Source organism: Plantactinospora sp. ZYX-F-223 (genome assembly GCF_039649625.1).
Taxonomy (GTDB): domain Bacteria; phylum Actinomycetota; class Actinomycetes; order Mycobacteriales; family Micromonosporaceae; genus Plantactinospora.
In genome coordinates, this window is record NZ_JBDJAV010000090.1 from 1 (window position 1) to 15,597 (window position 15,597).

At 71.4% G+C, this 15,597-nt stretch carries 15 protein-coding genes; 8 read left to right on the plus strand and 7 right to left on the minus strand.

What is annotated here, in order from left to right; all coding sequences use genetic code 11:
- From AAH979_RS41120 to AAH979_RS41135, 4 genes are all read right to left on the minus strand, one after another.
- Positions 1-1,323: cbb3-type cytochrome c oxidase subunit I (locus AAH979_RS41120; protein WP_346263538.1), on the minus strand; the 1,323-nt coding region annotated here is incomplete at its 3' end.
- A gap of 135 nt (positions 1,324-1,458) precedes the next feature.
- A complete protein-coding gene (locus tag AAH979_RS41125) occupies positions 1,459-1,914 on the minus strand; it encodes a DUF4383 domain-containing protein (protein WP_346263539.1) in 456 nt (151 codons plus the stop codon).
- Between the two features lie 108 nt (positions 1,915-2,022).
- Complete coding sequence (locus AAH979_RS41130; protein ID WP_346263540.1) at positions 2,023-3,171, minus strand: glycosyltransferase; 1,149 nt, start codon at positions 3,169-3,171, stop codon at positions 2,023-2,025.
- A gap of 76 nt (positions 3,172-3,247) precedes the next feature.
- Positions 3,248-4,258 carry a glucosyl-3-phosphoglycerate synthase gene (locus AAH979_RS41135; protein ID WP_346263541.1) on the minus strand — a complete coding sequence of 337 codons (1,011 nt, stop codon included), beginning with the start codon at positions 4,256-4,258 and terminating at the stop codon, positions 3,248-3,250.
- 320 nt (positions 4,259-4,578) lie between these two features.
- Here AAH979_RS41135 and secA2 point away from each other — a divergent pair, with 320 nt between their 5' ends.
- The 3 genes from secA2 to AAH979_RS41150 all read left to right on the plus strand — a co-directional run bounded on the left by secA2 (position 4,579) and on the right by AAH979_RS41150 (position 8,459).
- Positions 4,579-6,873 carry an accessory Sec system translocase SecA2 gene (gene secA2 / locus AAH979_RS41140; protein WP_346263542.1) on the plus strand — a complete coding sequence of 765 codons (2,295 nt, stop codon included), beginning with the start codon at positions 4,579-4,581 and terminating at the stop codon, positions 6,871-6,873.
- A 244-nt stretch (positions 6,874-7,117) separates the two neighbouring features.
- On the plus strand, positions 7,118-7,855 hold the full coding sequence (locus tag AAH979_RS41145; protein ID WP_346263552.1) for a GAF and ANTAR domain-containing protein: 738 nt from the start codon (positions 7,118-7,120) through the stop codon (positions 7,853-7,855).
- 97 nt (positions 7,856-7,952) lie between these two features.
- Positions 7,953-8,459, plus strand: a complete 507-nt coding sequence (locus tag AAH979_RS41150) for a DUF2231 domain-containing protein (RefSeq protein ID WP_346263543.1) — start codon at positions 7,953-7,955, stop codon at positions 8,457-8,459.
- Positions 8,460-8,517: 58 nt separating this feature from the next.
- Here AAH979_RS41150 and AAH979_RS41155 read toward each other — a convergent pair whose 3' ends face one another.
- Positions 8,518-9,471, minus strand: coding sequence for a DUF3500 domain-containing protein (locus AAH979_RS41155; protein ID WP_346263544.1), 954 nt, complete (start codon positions 9,469-9,471; stop codon positions 8,518-8,520).
- Positions 9,472-9,779: 308 nt separating this feature from the next.
- On the opposite strand from AAH979_RS41155, the gene AAH979_RS41160 reads away from it, so the two are divergent.
- Positions 9,780-11,234, plus strand: coding sequence for a hypothetical protein (locus tag AAH979_RS41160; RefSeq protein ID WP_346263545.1), 1,455 nt, complete (start codon positions 9,780-9,782; stop codon positions 11,232-11,234).
- A 95-nt stretch (positions 11,235-11,329) separates the two neighbouring features.
- Positions 11,330-11,698, plus strand: coding sequence for a signal peptidase I (locus tag AAH979_RS41165; protein WP_346263546.1), 369 nt, complete (start codon positions 11,330-11,332; stop codon positions 11,696-11,698).
- 174 nt (positions 11,699-11,872) lie between these two features.
- Here the strand turns inward: AAH979_RS41165 and AAH979_RS41170 are convergent, their stop codons facing one another.
- Entirely contained in the window at positions 11,873-12,976 is a 1,104-nt protein-coding gene (locus AAH979_RS41170) for a cellulose binding domain-containing protein (RefSeq protein ID WP_346263547.1), read from the minus strand.
- Between the two features lie 187 nt (positions 12,977-13,163).
- On the opposite strand from AAH979_RS41170, the gene AAH979_RS41175 reads away from it, so the two are divergent.
- Positions 13,164-13,871 carry an N-acyl homoserine lactonase family protein gene (locus AAH979_RS41175; RefSeq protein WP_346263548.1) on the plus strand — a complete coding sequence of 236 codons (708 nt, stop codon included), beginning with the start codon at positions 13,164-13,166 and terminating at the stop codon, positions 13,869-13,871.
- Between the two features lie 276 nt (positions 13,872-14,147).
- Positions 14,148-14,516 carry a hypothetical protein gene (locus tag AAH979_RS41180; protein WP_346263549.1) on the plus strand — a complete coding sequence of 123 codons (369 nt, stop codon included), beginning with the start codon at positions 14,148-14,150 and terminating at the stop codon, positions 14,514-14,516.
- 197 nt (positions 14,517-14,713) lie between these two features.
- Here the strand turns inward: AAH979_RS41180 and AAH979_RS41185 are convergent, their stop codons facing one another.
- Complete coding sequence (locus AAH979_RS41185; RefSeq protein WP_346263550.1) at positions 14,714-14,956, minus strand: superoxide dismutase; 243 nt, start codon at positions 14,954-14,956, stop codon at positions 14,714-14,716.
- Positions 14,957-15,072: 116 nt separating this feature from the next.
- Here AAH979_RS41185 and AAH979_RS41190 point away from each other — a divergent pair, with 116 nt between their 5' ends.
- Positions 15,073-15,447: a hypothetical protein gene (locus tag AAH979_RS41190; protein WP_346263551.1), complete on the plus strand. Its 375-nt coding sequence runs from the start codon at positions 15,073-15,075 to the stop codon at positions 15,445-15,447.
- Positions 15,448-15,597 lie beyond the last annotated feature (150 nt).

Genomic DNA, 15,597 nt, shown 5'->3' on the forward strand with positions numbered 1-15,597 from the left:
CAGCCGTTCGTCGAGGAGCCGGCCGGTCATCTTGGGGAACCAGAAGTAGACCCCGGCGAAGGCGGCGAAGACGATGGTGCCGAAGAGTACGTAGTGGAAGTGGCCGACGACGAAGTAGGTGTCCGTGGTGTGGAAGTCCACCGGCGGGCTGGCCAGCAGCACCCCGGTGAGCCCGCCGAAAAGGAAGGTGACCAGGAACCCGACCGAGAAGAGCATCGGCGTCTCGAAGGTCAACTGCCCCTTCCACATCGTCCCGATCCAGTTGAAGAACTTCACCCCGGTCGGTACGGCGATCAGATAGCTCAGCCAACTGAAGAACGGCAGCAGCACCTGGCCGGTGCCGAACATGTGGTGCGCCCAGACGGTCATCGAGAGGATCGTGATCGCGATGGTCGCGGCGACCAGGCCCTTGTAGCCGAAGATCGGCTTGCGGCTGAAGACCGGGATGACCTCGGTGATGATGCCGAAGAACGGCAGCGCCACGATGTAGACCTCGGGATGGCCGAAGAACCAGAACAGGTGCTGCCAGAGCAGCGGCCCGGCGCTGACCGGGTCGTAGACGTGCGCACCCATCCGCCGGTCCGCGTAGAGCGCGAGCAGGGCGGCGGCGAGCAGCGGGAAGACCAGCACCACCAGCAGGGCGGTGAAGAGCATGTTCCAGGTGAAGATCGGCATCCGGAACATGGTCATCCCGGGCGCCCGCAGGGTCAGGATGGTGGTGATCAGGTTGACCGCGCCGAGGATGGTGCCGAGCCCGGAGAGGACCAGGCCGATCACCCACATGTCCGGGCCGATCCCCGGCGAGTGCTGGTCCCGGCTCAGCGGCGTGTAGGCGGTCCAGCCGAAGTCCGCCGAGCCGTTCGGGGTGAGGAAGCCGAGCAGCACGAGCGAACCACCGAGCAGGTAGAGCCAGTACGCCAGCGCGTTGAGCCGGGGGAAGGACACGTCCGGGGCGCCGATCTGCAACGGCACGACGTAGTTGCCGAACGCGAACGCCAGCGGGGTGGCGAAGAGCAGCAGCATGATCGTGCCGTGCGCGGTGAAGAGCTGGTTGTACTGCTCGGTGGAGAGGAACTGCAACCCCGGGCGGCCCAGCTCGGCCCGCATCAGCATCGCCATGGCGCCGCCGACGAGGAAGAAGCCGAAGCCGGTGACCAGGTAGAGCAGGCCGATCTGCTTGGCGTCGGTGGTGCCGAGCAGCCGGATCAGCGCGCTGCCCCGGATGGCCCTGCGTACCGGGCCCGGATAGCCGCCGGATCGGGCGGGTGCCAGGACCAGCGGCCCGCGCTCCTGCCCCGGATCGGTGACCACCCGCTTCGGCATGCCCGGCTCACCTCGTACCTGATTCGCAGCTAGGACGAGGGGGCGGCTACCCGGTATTCCAACGGCAAAACCCGGCAGGCTAGTAATTTCCGCTCTCTTTGCCTCTAATGGGTGAAAACCGGCACTGCTGCTCGGTCAGCGGCGGGGCCGGCGCCGGCCACCCAGGGTGGCGAGCGCGATCATGGCGACGCCGAGGCCCAGGTGCAGCCAGTTGTCCGCGTCGTTGACCGGCAGGAAGTTCGCCGCGCTGTCCTGTTCGATCGCGCTGCCGTAGACCACCAGGACCAGGTAGACCGCGCCGGCGCCGATCAGGAAGCCACGGGCTCCGGTGGCCGTCCGGGCCAGCGCCAGCCCGACCACCCCGGTGAGCAGGTATACCAGGTTGAGCAGCAGGGAGACCTGGAACAGCCCGAAGAGCCGGGCGTCGGACCCGTGTCCGGCCAGCCGCAGCTCGTCGTAGTTGCTGGTGATTTCCGGGATGAAGCCGAGTACGCCGAGCGCCAGGAAGGCGACCGCGACCCCGACCGCGGCGGTGCTCACCGGTGACCGGCCGGTGTGCGGCCGGGTCACCGTCGAACTGGCTCTGTGCACTGCGCTGGACCCTTCCGTGTGTCGTCTCCCCGGTCGCGCTGCGCCGGGACAGCCAGGCCGGCGCCGGACCGTCCTGCCCCGGCGCTGCCCGGACCGGACCCGCGTGGGTCAGCCCGGCGCGGCGGCGGCCGACCGGCGTACCTGCTCGTACAGTTCGACATACCGCTCGGCCATGGTCGCCGGGGTGAACCGGCGGCTGGCCTCCCGGCGGCAGTCCCGCTCGTCCAGCCCGGCGGCCTCCCGCACCAGGTCGGCCAGGCCGTCCTCGTCGTCGGCGAGCAGGCCCGTCCGGCCGTGCTCGATCAACTCCGGCAGGCAGCCCCGGCCGATCGCCAGCACCGGGGTGCCGAGCGCCAGTGACTCGATCACCGCCGTGCCGCCGGGTTCCTCCCAGCACAGCGGGAAGAGGCTGGCCCGGGCGCCCGCCACCAGCTCGTCCCGGGCGGTCCCGGCCACCATCCCGACCCAGCGCACCCGGTCGCCATCCACCAGCGGGGCGACCTGCTCGCGCCAGTACCGTACGTCCGGGTTCTGTCCCGCCTCCGGCCCGGCGGAGGCCAGTTCCTCGGGCTGCCGGTACGGCCCGACCGGTCCGGCCAGCACCAGGTCGAACCCGGCCTGGTGGGCGAGCCGTGCCCCGACGTGCTGCCCCTTGCCCGGCGTGATCCGGCCGAGGATCACCAGGTGGTTGGACTTCTCGGCCGGCGGCCGGCGGTCGGCGTCCACCGCGAGCGGGGTGGCCAGGTGCACGTGCCCGACCGCGTGGTCGCGCAGCGCCTGCGGCGCCCGGGCGAGCTGCGCCGCCGAGACGCCGTTCACCCGGACCCGGTCACCGCCGTCCAGATAGCCGTAGAGGTCCGGGTGCTTGCCGAGGTCCCAGTGCAGGGTGTGCAGCGCCGGACTGCCCCCAGGACCCATCGCGGTCAGCACCGCCAACCCGACCGCCTCCACGTGGTCGTGCACCAGGTCGATGTCGTCCCGTTCGCGCAGCGCCCGGACCACCCCGGACAGGTGCGCGTGCGAGATCCCGCAGACCTGGTTGTACGGCCGTTGCAGCGCCCCGAACTGGCCGTCGGGAAAGACCGACAGCAGTTCGTCGACCGGCAGCGTGGCGTCGGCGGTGGAGGCCAGCACCACCCGTACGCCGAGCCGGCGCAGTTCCGGCACCAGCGTGGCGACGACGTTCTCGATGCCGCCGTACCCGGGCGGTGGCACCGGAAGCCACGGCCCGGCGTTCATCAGCACGGTCAGGCCCATCTGTCCTCCCCGGCCCGCCCGGCCGAAGGAGCATGCCCCGTCCTGCGGCGCGGCCCGGCCGGAGCGGCATGCCCGCTCATACCGCCGCCCCCCGGGACGACGACGGCCGGAGTTCCACCAGTGGCGGACGCTCCCGGACGGAGACGTCGCTGACCACGATCTCCCGGTCCAGGTTGGGTAGTGCGCTGCTGCCGTCCCGGCGGAACTGCACCAGCAGGTTCCCCGGCGGCGCGGTCTCCTCGACCAGGCCCCGCCGGCACAGCCGCTGCCACACGGTGTGCATGATCTGCCCGGACATCCGGCCGAGCGCCTCGGTGTCCTGGTGCCGGTGCAGGCGTTCGCCGAGGTCGACCTGGGCGAGGGCGTCCAGGCCGCACATCTCCAGCAGGTCGATCAGCATCGCCGTCTCGACGCCGTAACCGGAGACGAAGGGCACCCGTTCGAGGACGTCCCGCCGGCCGGCGTACTCCCCGGCCAGCGGCTGGACGAAGCCGGCCAGTTCCGGCCAGAAGAGGTTGAACAGCGGACGGGCCACCAGCTCGGTCACCCGGCCGCCGCCCTCCGCCTCCACTCCGCTGGTGCCGACCAGCGGGCGGTGGTAGAAGCCCTTGACGAACGCGACGGACGGGTCGGTGAGCAGCGGGCCGAGCAGTCCGGTGACGAAGTGGGGCTGGAACTCCCGCAGGTCGGCGTCGACGAAGGTGACCAGGTCCCCGGTCGACGCGGCCAGCCCAGCCCAGAGCGCGTCCCCCTTGCCGTCCAGCCGGGGCAGCCCCCGGGTCATCTCGTCCTGGCCGACCACCCGGGCCCCGGCCGCCGCAGCCACCACGGCGGTCCGGTCGCTGGACCGGGAGTCGACCACCACCACCTCGTCGACCAGCTCGACCTGCTCGACCAGGCAGGCCCGGATCGCCGCCACGATCGCGCCGACGGTGGCCTCCTCGTCCCGGGCCGGGATCACCACACTGACCGTGCGGTCCCCTTTCAGGTACGCGAGCTGTCGCGGCGTCCACTGGTCGGCCACCCCGGTACGGTGGGTGGACCACGCCTCCAGCGCCGGTGACACGGGTGTACGCGAGCGCCGCATGGGACGACCTCCCCCACTGCCTCGACCGGTGCCCGGCCGGGCCCGGTGCAGCCCTACAGCCTTCCCCGCCGGTCCCGGATCAACCGTCCCGGTACCCGTCCGGGAGCACTCCGGGGAGGGCTCCGGAGCCCCGCTCGCATTCCGCCCATCCGGGCACATCTCGCCCATAATTCGGCCTCCGCGCCGCAAGGCGGCACTCCGGACCGACTGAAGGGCGTCGGGCGGTACGGACATCCGGCCACCGGCCCGGCCGAGAGCGGACCCGGCACGCGGCCGGGCGGGCCGCACTTTGCCGGAGAGTTCGCGTACCGTTGCCCGTCATGGGTGTGTCGCAACGGTTGAAGACCAGGGTCCGGCGTTTCCTCCAGCGTCCGGGCACCACAGTTGATCTGGCGCCGCTGGAGAAGCTGCTGCCCACGATCGAGGCGCGCGAGGAGGAACTCACCGAGCTGGACGACGCCGAGCTGACCGAGGCGGCCGGCAAGGCCGAGGACTTCGTCGAGATCTGCGCGGTGGGCCGCGAGGCCGCCCGGCGCGGGCTCGACCAGCGGCCGTACGACGTCCAGCTACTCGGCGCCATGTCGCTGCTCGCCGGCAAGGTCGCCGAGATGGCCACCGGTGAGGGCAAGACGCTGACCGCGACGATCGCCGCGTACGGGCACGTCCGGCGGGGCAACGGGCCGGTGCACGTGCTCACCGTCAACGACTACCTGGCCCGCCGGGACGCCGAGTGGATGGAGCCGGTCTACCGGCTGCTCGGGCTGAGTGTCGGCTGGGTGACCGAGGCGTCCACCCGCGAGGAGCGCCAGGCGGCGTACGCCTGCGACGTCACCTACGTCTCGGTCAGCGAGGCCGGTTTCGACTTCCTCCGCGACCAGCTCGTCACCGACATCGACGACCGGGTGCAGCCGCCGCTGACCACCGCGATCGTGGACGAGGCGGACTCCATCCTGATCGACGAGGCCCGGGTGCCGATGGTGCTGGCCGGCGCGGTGCCGGGCGAGCAGGACCCGGTGCACCAGGCCGCCGCGGTGGTCCGTGGGCTGCGCGCCGGCCGGCACTACACGGTGGCCGACGACGGCCGCAGCGTCGCCTTCACCGACGCCGGGCTGGCCGAGGTCGAGTCCCGGCTCGGCGGTGTGGACCTCTACGACGACGAGCACGTCGAGCAGCTCTCCGCGGTCAACGTCGCCCTGCACGCGCACGCCCTGCTGCACCGGGACGTCGACTACATCGTCCGCAACGACGGGGTCGAGCTGATCGACGAGATGCGCGGCCGGGTCGCCCAGCGCCGCCGCTGGCCGGACGGGCTCCAGGCTGCCGTGGAGGCGAAGGAGGGGCTGGACGCCACCGCCGAGGGTGAGGTGCTGGGCACCATCACCGTGCAGGCGTACGTCGCGCTCTACCAGACCGTCTGCGGGATGACCGCCACGGCGGTGCTGGTCGGCGACCAGTTGCGGGAGTTCTTCTCGCTCGAGGTCGCGGTGATCCCGCCGAACACCCCCTGCGTCCGGATCGACGACCCGGACCGGATCTACGCCACCCGGGGTGAGAAGGAAGAGGCGCTGATCCAGGAGATCCAGGAGCAGCACGAGACCGGCCGTCCGGTGCTGATCGGCACCCTGGACGTCCAGGAGTCGGAGCGGCTCGCCGAGGCGCTGCGCGAGGCCGGGGTGCCGTGCACGGTGCTGAACGCCAAGAACGACGCCGAGGAGGCGGCGATCATCGCCGAGGCCGGCAAGTACGGCGCGGTGACCGTCTCCACCCAGATGGCCGGCCGGGGTGTCGACATCCGGCTCGGCGGCAGCGACCAGGCCGACCGGGACCGGGTCGCCGAGCTCGGCGGCCTCTTCGTGATCGGCAGCGGCCGGCACGACAGCCGGCGGGTCGACGACCAGCTCCGGGGCCGGGCCGGCCGGCAGGGCGACCCCGGTCGCTCGGTCTTCTTCGTCAGCCTCGAGGACAACCTGGTCATCCGGCACGCCCCGGACGCGATCCCGCCGTCGCCGCGGATGAACGCCGACGGTCTGGTCACCGACGAGCAGGTCGACTTCGCCGTCGAGCACGCCCAGCGGATCGCCGAGGGCGTCAACCACGAGATCCACCGCAACACCTGGCGGTACAGCGTGGTGATCGAGCAGCAGCGCAAGGCGCTGTCCGAGCGCCGGGAGCGGCTGCTCACCACCGAGGTGGCGGCGGAGATGCTGACCGAGCGCTTCCCGGACCGGGCCAAGGAGATGGACGAGGAACTCCTCTCCAAGGTCGGTCGGTCGATCGCGCTCTACCACCTCGACCGGCTCTGGGCCCAGCACCTGGCCGAGCTCTCCGAGGTGCGCGAGGGCGTACACCTGCGGGCGCTCGGCCGGCTCGACCCGCTCGACGAGTTCCACCGGTCGGCGGTGCCGGCGTTCAACGCGCTGGTGCCGGAGATCGAGACCCGTACGGTGGAGACCTTCGAGGAGAACGAGTTCGACGAGGACTGGGAGCCGGGCGAGGGAGAGTTGGCGCGACCGAGTGCCACCTGGACCTACCTGGTGCACGACAACCCGTTCGGCTCGGAACTCGACCGCCTGATCGCCGCCGTCGGCCGCCGGCTCAGCTCCGGCTCGCGCTGACCCGGACCACACCGCGATCCCGGGGTTGATCGTCGGAAGCCTGACGGCAACCCCGGGACGGGCGGGATCGTTCTCTTCCTGGAACGGGTGGTTTGTCCACCCGGCGCTCGGGTAGTAGCGCAGGTCCGTACCGGCACGGGATCGGGAACGGCGGGGGAGAGGCGACCATGAGACAGGCGACGGCACGAACCGGACGTACCGCGGCAGCCGCGGTGGTGGCGGGGGTTTCGGACCGGTGCTGAGGCTGAGGACGACGACGGAGCCGTCGACCGAAGCCCCGGGCGTGCTGGAGACCGCCGCCCTGCTCCGCGAGGTGACTGCCGGGCTGATCGCGAGCGACGACTTCGACGCCGCGCTGGACCGGCTGGTACGTACCGTCCGGGACGCCATTCCGGCAGTGACCTGGTGCGGGGTCACCGTGCTGCGGGCCGGGGCGCCCGCCTCGGTCGCGGCCTCGGAGCCTCGACTCGGCGACCTCGACGACGTCCGGCACGGCCAGGACGGGCCGGCGATGGTGGCGATCCGCTCCCGGGAACTGGTCTGGTCGGGGGACCTGCGCACCGAGACCCGGTGGCGGCCGTGGACCGGCCGCGCGCTGGCCCTCGGCGTACGCGGGGTGCTCGCCGTACCGGTGGACGTCGACGAGCACGTGGTCGGCTCGATCAACCTGTATGCCCGCCAGCCCGGAGTGCTGACCGCCAGTCAGCAGCTCACCGCGATGCTGCTGGCCGAACACGCGGGGCTGCTGCTCGGCGCGGTGCGGGACCGGTCCCGGCAGACCGGCTCGGCTGGCGAACCCGACGAGAGGCTTAGCGCAGGGCAGGTCATCGATCAGGCGGTCGGGGTTATCATGACTCAACGTGGCTGTCCGGCCACGGAGGCGCTACGGGTGTTGCGGTCCGCCTCGGCGGCGCTGGCCATCCCGCTCCGGGACGTCGCCGAGCGGCTGGTCAGCTCGGTGGCCCGGCGCCGCGACGGCTGACCGTCCGGCGTGGGCCACGCGATGCGGCCCGTTTCGGCGGGGTGGCCCGGGGGTAGCACGCTGGGGCTGGTCGAGAGCGAGCCGGGGAGGCGCCACCATGCAGAGCCGCCTGCGGGTGCACGGACATCCGATCCAGCCCATGCTGGTGACCTTTCCGTTCGGGCTGTTCGTCTGCGCCACGGTCTTCGACCTGGCCGACGTGCTCGGCGGCCCGGCGATCCTGGGGCTGGTCGGCTACTGGACCGCGGTCGCGGCTCTGGTCGCGGGCGGGCTCGCGACAGCGGCCGGCATGGTCGACCTGTGGGACGTGCCGGGCGATCCGACCCGGCGCACCGCGATCGTCTTCAACCTGGTGAACGCCGCCGTCGCGGTGCTCTTCGTCTTCGCCTGCCTGATCAGGTCGGCTGAGCCGGAGCACGGGGCGAGCGGTGGGCTGGTCGCGGTCGAGCTGCTCGGACTGCTGCTCGGCGCGGTCGGGGTACGACTCGGCGGCAGCCTGGTCCGGCAGTTCGACCAGGGGCGCGGTGAGCCGACCAGCTTCGACGGGTTCGGCCCGCCGGCGAGTTCGGTGGCCGGCGGTTTCGGCCGGCGCCGCGGCGGCTGACCCGACGGCCGACCCGTGGTCGGAGCGGGCGACGAGGGCCCGGCTCCGCGTCGCTGTCTCAGGGGTGGCCGGTGGCCCGGTGTTCGGCGAGCAGATCGGCACCGAAGTCGCCGCGCGGGCGGCGCAGCACAGTGTGCGCGTGGTTGCCGTCCTCGCTGGTGTTGTCGTATTCGATCAGCAGGTCCTCGCCCTGGACGCGGTAGTAGTGCCGCCCGCCCGGCCTGGTCGGGCCCTCCCAGGCGAAATAGAGGTCACCCCGGCGGACCCGGGCCGCCTCCTGGCCGGCCAGGTCGGGCGGGAGCCGGTCGAGATAGAGCGCGACGAGCTGGTCGAGCAGCGCCCGGCCGGTGGGTCCGAGCCCGCCGGCCCGGAGCCCGACCGGCTCGATCCGGCCGTCGAACCGCGCCCGGGTGCCGCTGCGGATGTCGGCGGGTGCCTCGTCGGCGACGACCGCCGCGCCGCGCCCGTCCGGGCCGACGGCGTCGAGCAGGGCGCGGGCGAGATCCTCCTCGGGCCCGAGCGGCCGGCTGACCGGGCGGCCGCCGTAGCTCACCGTCGCCGGGTTGGCGCCGAGGAAGAGCGGTGCGGGGGAGACCCGGTCGCCAGCGACGGTCATCGTCACCGACAGGTGGTGTCCCTCGAACCGCCAGGACCAGTGGTCGTCCCGGGCCGGGTCGCCGAAGACCACGATCCGGTAGTCGTCGCTGTGCCGGCCCCGCCGCCAGTCTTCCTGCCGGTCGAGTACCTCCTCCAGGGCCATGACGGTGGCCGCCTGGGCGTACGCGTGCGGGCTCAGCGCGGTGGCCAGCAGCCGGTGCGTCGCCTTGCGGCCGGTCCGGTCGAGGTCGGCGAGGCAGGCACCCGGCCGGGGCAGTGGCCGGTACTCGATCCAACGGCGGCCGGCCTCGTCGTCGAACGGGCGGGCGGCCAGCGCCCGGGCCGGCCCCGGTAGCGCGTCCAGCAGTGCGGTGGCCGCCGTCCGCATCTGTCCGGCCAGGGTCGTGTTGCGCATTGCCCCTGTATACCGGCTGTCCCGGCGACCCGTCGGCCAGGCTCGCGGTGCGGGCGAGGTCGACTATCCGGTGCGGCAACCTGTGGACTGCTCGTCGCCTTCTCCGGGATCCGTCCGGTTTGGAGCTGTCTCATCCTGGCTTGTCCCCGGCCGATGCACCGGGTTGGTGCCTTGTGGACCGCACCTGGTCGGAGCATGATCAGAGGAAGTTCCTTGATCATTAATAATGTGATGGGGATCACATCGACGTACTCTGACTCCAGGTAAGGTCTGCACAATCGTCAACCCCTTTCGAAGGGTGCCGCCAGATGTTCAAACTCTCCCCACAAGGGCCGCGGCGACTACGGATCGTCGGGCTCGCCGCAATCTCCATCCTGGTGGTGACCGTTGCCGTTGCTCCGGCAAGCAACGCCCAACCAGTGGCCGCAACGGACCAGACCACAACGGACGTTGCCATCCCGGGCGTGGACGAGATCTCCAGCAGCCCGAACCTCCGCCAGATTGCCAACGTCCCGAAGCAGGGCACCTTCGCCACCGAGGGCGCCCTCGACTCGGACCTCGCCTTCCAGGGCCGGTACGTCTTCGCCGGCAACTACGAGGGCTTCGTCATCTACGACGTCAAGAACCCGGCCCGGCCGTCCATCGTCTCGCAGGTCCAGTGCTCGGGTTCCCAGAACGACATCTCCGTCTACGGTGACCTGCTGTTCCTCTCCACCGACGACCCGCGCAGCGACGACTCGTGCGCCAGCACGAGCGTGCCGCGCAGCGAGACGGTCTGGGAGGGCATCAAGATCTTCGACATCAAGGACAAGCGCAACCCGCGCTACATCAAGGCGGTGAAGACCGCCTGCGGCTCGCACACCCACACCCTGGTGCCGAGCAAGGACAAGAAGTCGGTCTACCTCTACGTGTCCTCGTACGGACCGTCGGACACCTACGCCGGCTGTGCGACGCCGCACGACTCGATCTCGATCGTCAAGGTGCCGGTGAAGAAGCCGACCCAGGCCGCCGTGGTGGCGGTGCCGAACCTGTTCCCGGACGGCGGCAACCCGGGTGGCAACGGCAGCTCGACCACGAGCGGCTGCCACGACATCACCGTCTACCCGAGCAAGGACCTGGCCGCCGGGGCCTGCATGGGTGACGGCATCCTGCTGAACATCGCCAACCGGGAGGCACCGCGGGTGATCAACCGGGTACGGGACACCGTGAACTTCTCGTTCTGGCACTCGGCGACGTTCAACAACTCCGGCACCAAGGTGGTCTTCACCGACGAACTCGGTGGCGGCTCCGGGGCGACCTGCGTCGAGACCGTCGCGCCGACCCGGGGCGCCAACGCCATCTACGACATCGCCGGTCGGGGCGACGGCCGCAGCCTGGTCTTCAAGAGCTACTACAAGATCCCGCGGCTGAACACCACGCTGGAGAACTGCGTCGCGCACAACGGTTCGCTGATTCCGGTGCTGGGTCGGGACATCATGGTCCAGGCGTGGTACCAGGGCGGTGTCTCGGTGTTCGACTTCACCGACTCGGCCCGCCCGGTCGAGATCGCCTACTGGGAGCGGGGCCCGCTCACGACGGACCGCCGGCTCATCGGTGGCTCGTGGTCGGCGTACTGGTACAACGGCCACATCTACTCCAACGACATCCAGAAGGGTCTGGACGTACTGGAGCTGCGGGACTGGCGGATCTGGACGGCGCACCTGACCAGGTTCAAGGAGCTGAACGTGCAGAGCCAGCCCAGCTTCCTGGGCAGCAACTGGTAACCACAGCCGTACCCGGCACGGACGGCCCGGTCCCCGGCGGTGGGGACCGGGCCGTCCCCGTGATAACTTGCCCGACCTGTGGAGGGGAGGGCCGGGTGCGGGACGGCATCTACGTGGGCCAGGCGGGCGTCGACGGCGCGGACAACGGGGGCTGGCTGCTCGGCCACTTCATGCCCGGTGTGGACGTACGGCACAGCGCCGACGTGGAGGTCAAGTGGGGCGTTCACCCGGCCGGTGACACCCGGGCCGAGTGGGTGACCGGGGAGAAACGTACCGCCCTGCTGGTGCTGGTCTCCGGCCGGTTCCACGTCGAGTTGCGGGACCGCACCGTGGTGCTGACCAGGCCGGGCGACTACGTGGTCTGGGGACCAGGCGTCGACCATTCCTGGCTGGCCCCGGAACCGGCGGTGGTGCTCACCGTCCGCTGGCCGTCGGTCGCCGGCTACAAGGTCACCGCAGGCTGAGCCGCACCGCGCGCCGGCCGTGCACCTGGCCGGGGAGGCGCCCCGGCGCGGCCGGGTACCCCGCTCCCCGTGCCCAGGGGACCGACCGCTACGCCGGGAGCACGCAGGGCCGGTTCCTGGGCACGGGGACGTCCTCGGCACGGGGCTTCTGCCAGGGCGGTACCGGCGGGTCGGTCAGCCGAAGGTGCAGCTCACCGCCGGGGCCGGATTGCTGCCGGTCCAACTGGCTATGAAGCCGAACGCGGCGGTACCGGCGGGGGCGAGCGAGCCGTTCCAGCCGACGTTCCGGGCGGTCACGGTGCTGCCGCTCTGCGAAACGGTGGCGTTCCAGGCCTGGCTGACCTGCTGGCCGGAACCGAACGCCAGCTCGACCGTCCAGGACCGGCTCGGTGCGGTGCCGTCGTTGCGTACCGTCACCTCGCCCTGGAAGCCGCCCTGCCACTGCCCGATGCTCCGGTAGGACGCCGCGCAGCCGCCGGCCGGCGGGGGAGTGCTGGTGGGCGGCGGCGCGGTGGTGCTCGGCGGCGGGATCGGCGTCCGGGTCGGCGGCGGCGTGGGGGTGACGCCGTCCAGTGCGGCCGTCAGTGCCGGGTACCACCGGTCGGACATCTTCTGGTCACCTGCGGCGTTGGGGTGCACGCCGTCGTAGGTGTCGGCGCCCGTGCTGAAGCCGGTCCACTGGTCGACCACCACGATCGGCGATCCGGCGGTGGTCTTCGACGCCGCCCAGCCCGGAATGGCGTCGTTGAGCGCCACCACTCGCTGGCCACACTCGGCGCAGCTGCTCGGCGCCATCGGGATGATCTTCGCGACCAGGATCTTCATGCCCGGGTTGCTGGCCCGCATCTGGTCCACCAGCTTCCCGTACGCGGCGAGAATGGTCGCGGTGGCCCGGTTGCTCCAGACGTCGTTGGTGCCGAAGTGCATCAGTACGACGTCCGGGCGGGTGGCGGCGAGCCAGGGCGGCAACTGGTTCTGGTCGGCCACGGTGGTCACCAGGGCGCCGCCGTGCCCCTCGTTCTCCCCGTCGTACGGCTGTCCGCAGCCCTGCGGGCCGAGCGTGCCGACGAAGTCGATATCGGTGTAGCCGGTGTTCTGTAAGCGGTTCCAGAGGATGGCGCGCCAGCAGCCCGGGGAGCCGGTGATCGAGTCACCGAGCGGCATGATGCGCACGGGTGCCGGCGCCTCCGCCGGCAGCGCGGGTCTGGCGATGACGACCGTGCCGAGCGCGACGACGAGCGCGGCCAGTACGGTGCTGAGCAGGGGCCTGCGGAGCATGGTTGTCTCCTGTCACGGTGCGAGAGGTGAGACGTGCCCGGCCCGGTGCTCCCGAGACATTCAAGCAGGTAACTGGATCGGAACTCAACCGGTCAAGTGGGCGTATGGCTGGCCGTCGCCGTGGCACCGTTACGCCAATGGTGAACCGGTCTTTTGCCGGGCTGCCGCCGGCCGCGACGATGGACCGGTGAACCAGCCCGACACCGCGGTACGCCGACTCGACCTCGGCTACTTCGTCCGGCCGGCGGCGGAGGCGGGCGAGCCGCATCCCCGGGTCGAGCCGGCGTACGGCTACCTGGTCCGGCGGACGGAGGGGCTGCTGCTGTTCGACACCGGGATCGGCGAGGTCGATCCGGAGACCGAGGCGCACTACCGCCCGGTCCGCCGGCCGGTGCTCGACGCGCTGGCCGCCGCCGGGGTCGGGCCCGGCGAGATCTCGCTGGTGGTCAACTGCCACCTGCACTTCGACCACTGTGGTGGCAACCCGGCGCTGGCCGGCCGGCCGGTCGTGGTGCAGCGGGCCGAACTGGCCGTGGCCCGCCAGCCCGGTCACACCATCCCCGAACTTGTCGACTTCCCGGCCGCCCGCTACGAGGAGTTGGACGGCGAGGCCGAGATCTGGCCGGGAGTGTGGGTGGTGCCCACCCCCGGGCACACCGTCGGGCACCAGTCGCTGGTGGTACGCCAACCGGACGGCACGGTGATCCTGGCCGGGCAGGCCCACGACTTCGCCTTCCAGTTCGGTGCGGCCCAGCTCGCCCTGGGGGCGGCCCGGGACGGGGTGGCGGAACCGCTGCCGCCGGTGCCGGAGTGGCTGCCCCGGCTGATGCGGCTCGACCCGACCCGGGTGCTCTTCGCGCACGACGGCGCGGTCTGGGAGCCCTCGTCCCGCTGAGGCGCCCGATACCGGCTGATCCCGCACTCCCGGCGCCGCCGTTCACCGCCCGGGTCCGGTACACCCGGACCTGGATCCACACCGACGGCCCCGGATGGCGGCTGCTGGCGGCACACGTCAGCTCCGGCTGACCCCGCCGACCTCCCGATGAGTACCCAGGGCCTGCGGCGTTGCGCACGTGTTCGGCATGAAGTCGATGTGAAGGAGCGTGCTGGCAGACTCACCGCTCATCACGATCAACGTGGGGGGCGTACCCCTGCCTGGAGAGGAGTGAGCATGATGCGTGTTGCCGCACAAGCCCGACGAGTGGCGGGCCTCGCGCTCGCGTTCGTCGCACTAGGGACTACCTTGCTGGCCACGCCGGCGCATGCGAACGACGCGAGTCTCTGGCGGTACTCGCCAGTGTGCACCGGCCCCAGGGGGATCTTTCTCGCCGCCGAAGGCTACGGGGTGATCCATTTCGAGTACCGGGTGGTAAACGCCGAGCCCACCATCCACCGGGCCACGCCTCCGAGTCAGCATCCCTGGATCCACCGGGTCAGCACCCAGCTGCTTGAGCGCCAGGTCTACTGGCGGGCGGTGGCGACCGACACCGACGTCTACCCCGGGGAGATCGAAGTGGTCGAGTCGTTCTGCGGAGGGTGACGGAGACGTCAGGGTCATTGTCTCCCGGCCGCCGTTCCCGGCGCCGGAACCGGGTCAGCGGCGACTGTTGAGCGAGTCGAGGAAGCGCTCCTCGAACGCTGCCCGGATCACCGACGCCGGATGCCGTACGCGTGCCGGGATCCGCCCGGCGGGACGGGCGGCGGTCCGTCCCGCCGGGCGGGGAAGGTGTGCCGGCGCTACCGTCGCTCGCCACCGCCGGGTGGTCGGCCGGCGGCGGTGGCCAGGTGCAGGGAGCGTTCCCGGATCAGCTCGTCCATCGACTGTCCACTCTGGGCACGCAGCAGCCCGAGGGCGAGGTCGGCCAGGAGATAGAAGCCGAGAGTTCTGGCCTGTGCGGTAGGGAAGGCGGCAAGCAGGGCCTCGGCGCCGTCGAGGTCACCGCGGTGTCGGGTGGCGACGACCCCGGCGGCCCGTTGCACGGCTTCGGCGGCGGTCGGGACCGGGGCCCGCGCTCCTGGCAGGTCACCCGCCTCGCCCCCTGCACGCTCTTGGGGGCGGCGGAGAGCTGCTTGCCGAAGGCGTCGAACGATCCGAAGTGTTCGTCGATGGCGGCGGCGAGGTCGCCGTCGGGGCGGTCGCCGCCGTCGGGGGAGAGGTTGTTCCAGAAGATCGAGCGGAGTACATGGCCGGAGAGGTTGAACACGAAGGTCTTCTCCAGCCCGACCAGGGTCTCGTAGTCGCCCTTCTCCCGCGCCTCGGCGAGTCGGTCGAGGGCGTCGTTGCTGCCCTTGACCTACGCGGCGTGGTGCTTGCTGTGGTGCAGCTCCAGGATCTCGCCGGACATGGCGGGTTCGAGCGCGCCTCCGCCCAACGCAACCTGTTCAACCGACTCGTCGGCCTCCTGCACCACTGCCTCACCAACCGGACGCCCCACGACGAGAACCGCGCCTTCCCGCCGTCCACGGACTAACCCGCCCGCCATACTCCTCGGCGGCCTCGCTGAACAGCCCGTTCAGCTGGTCATGGGCGGCCGACACCTTCGTCGCACTGAATTCGACGGCGGCCGTAATCGGTAACACTGCGTAACGGAGGCTCCGAGTACGGCGCACCGCTCGGCTTC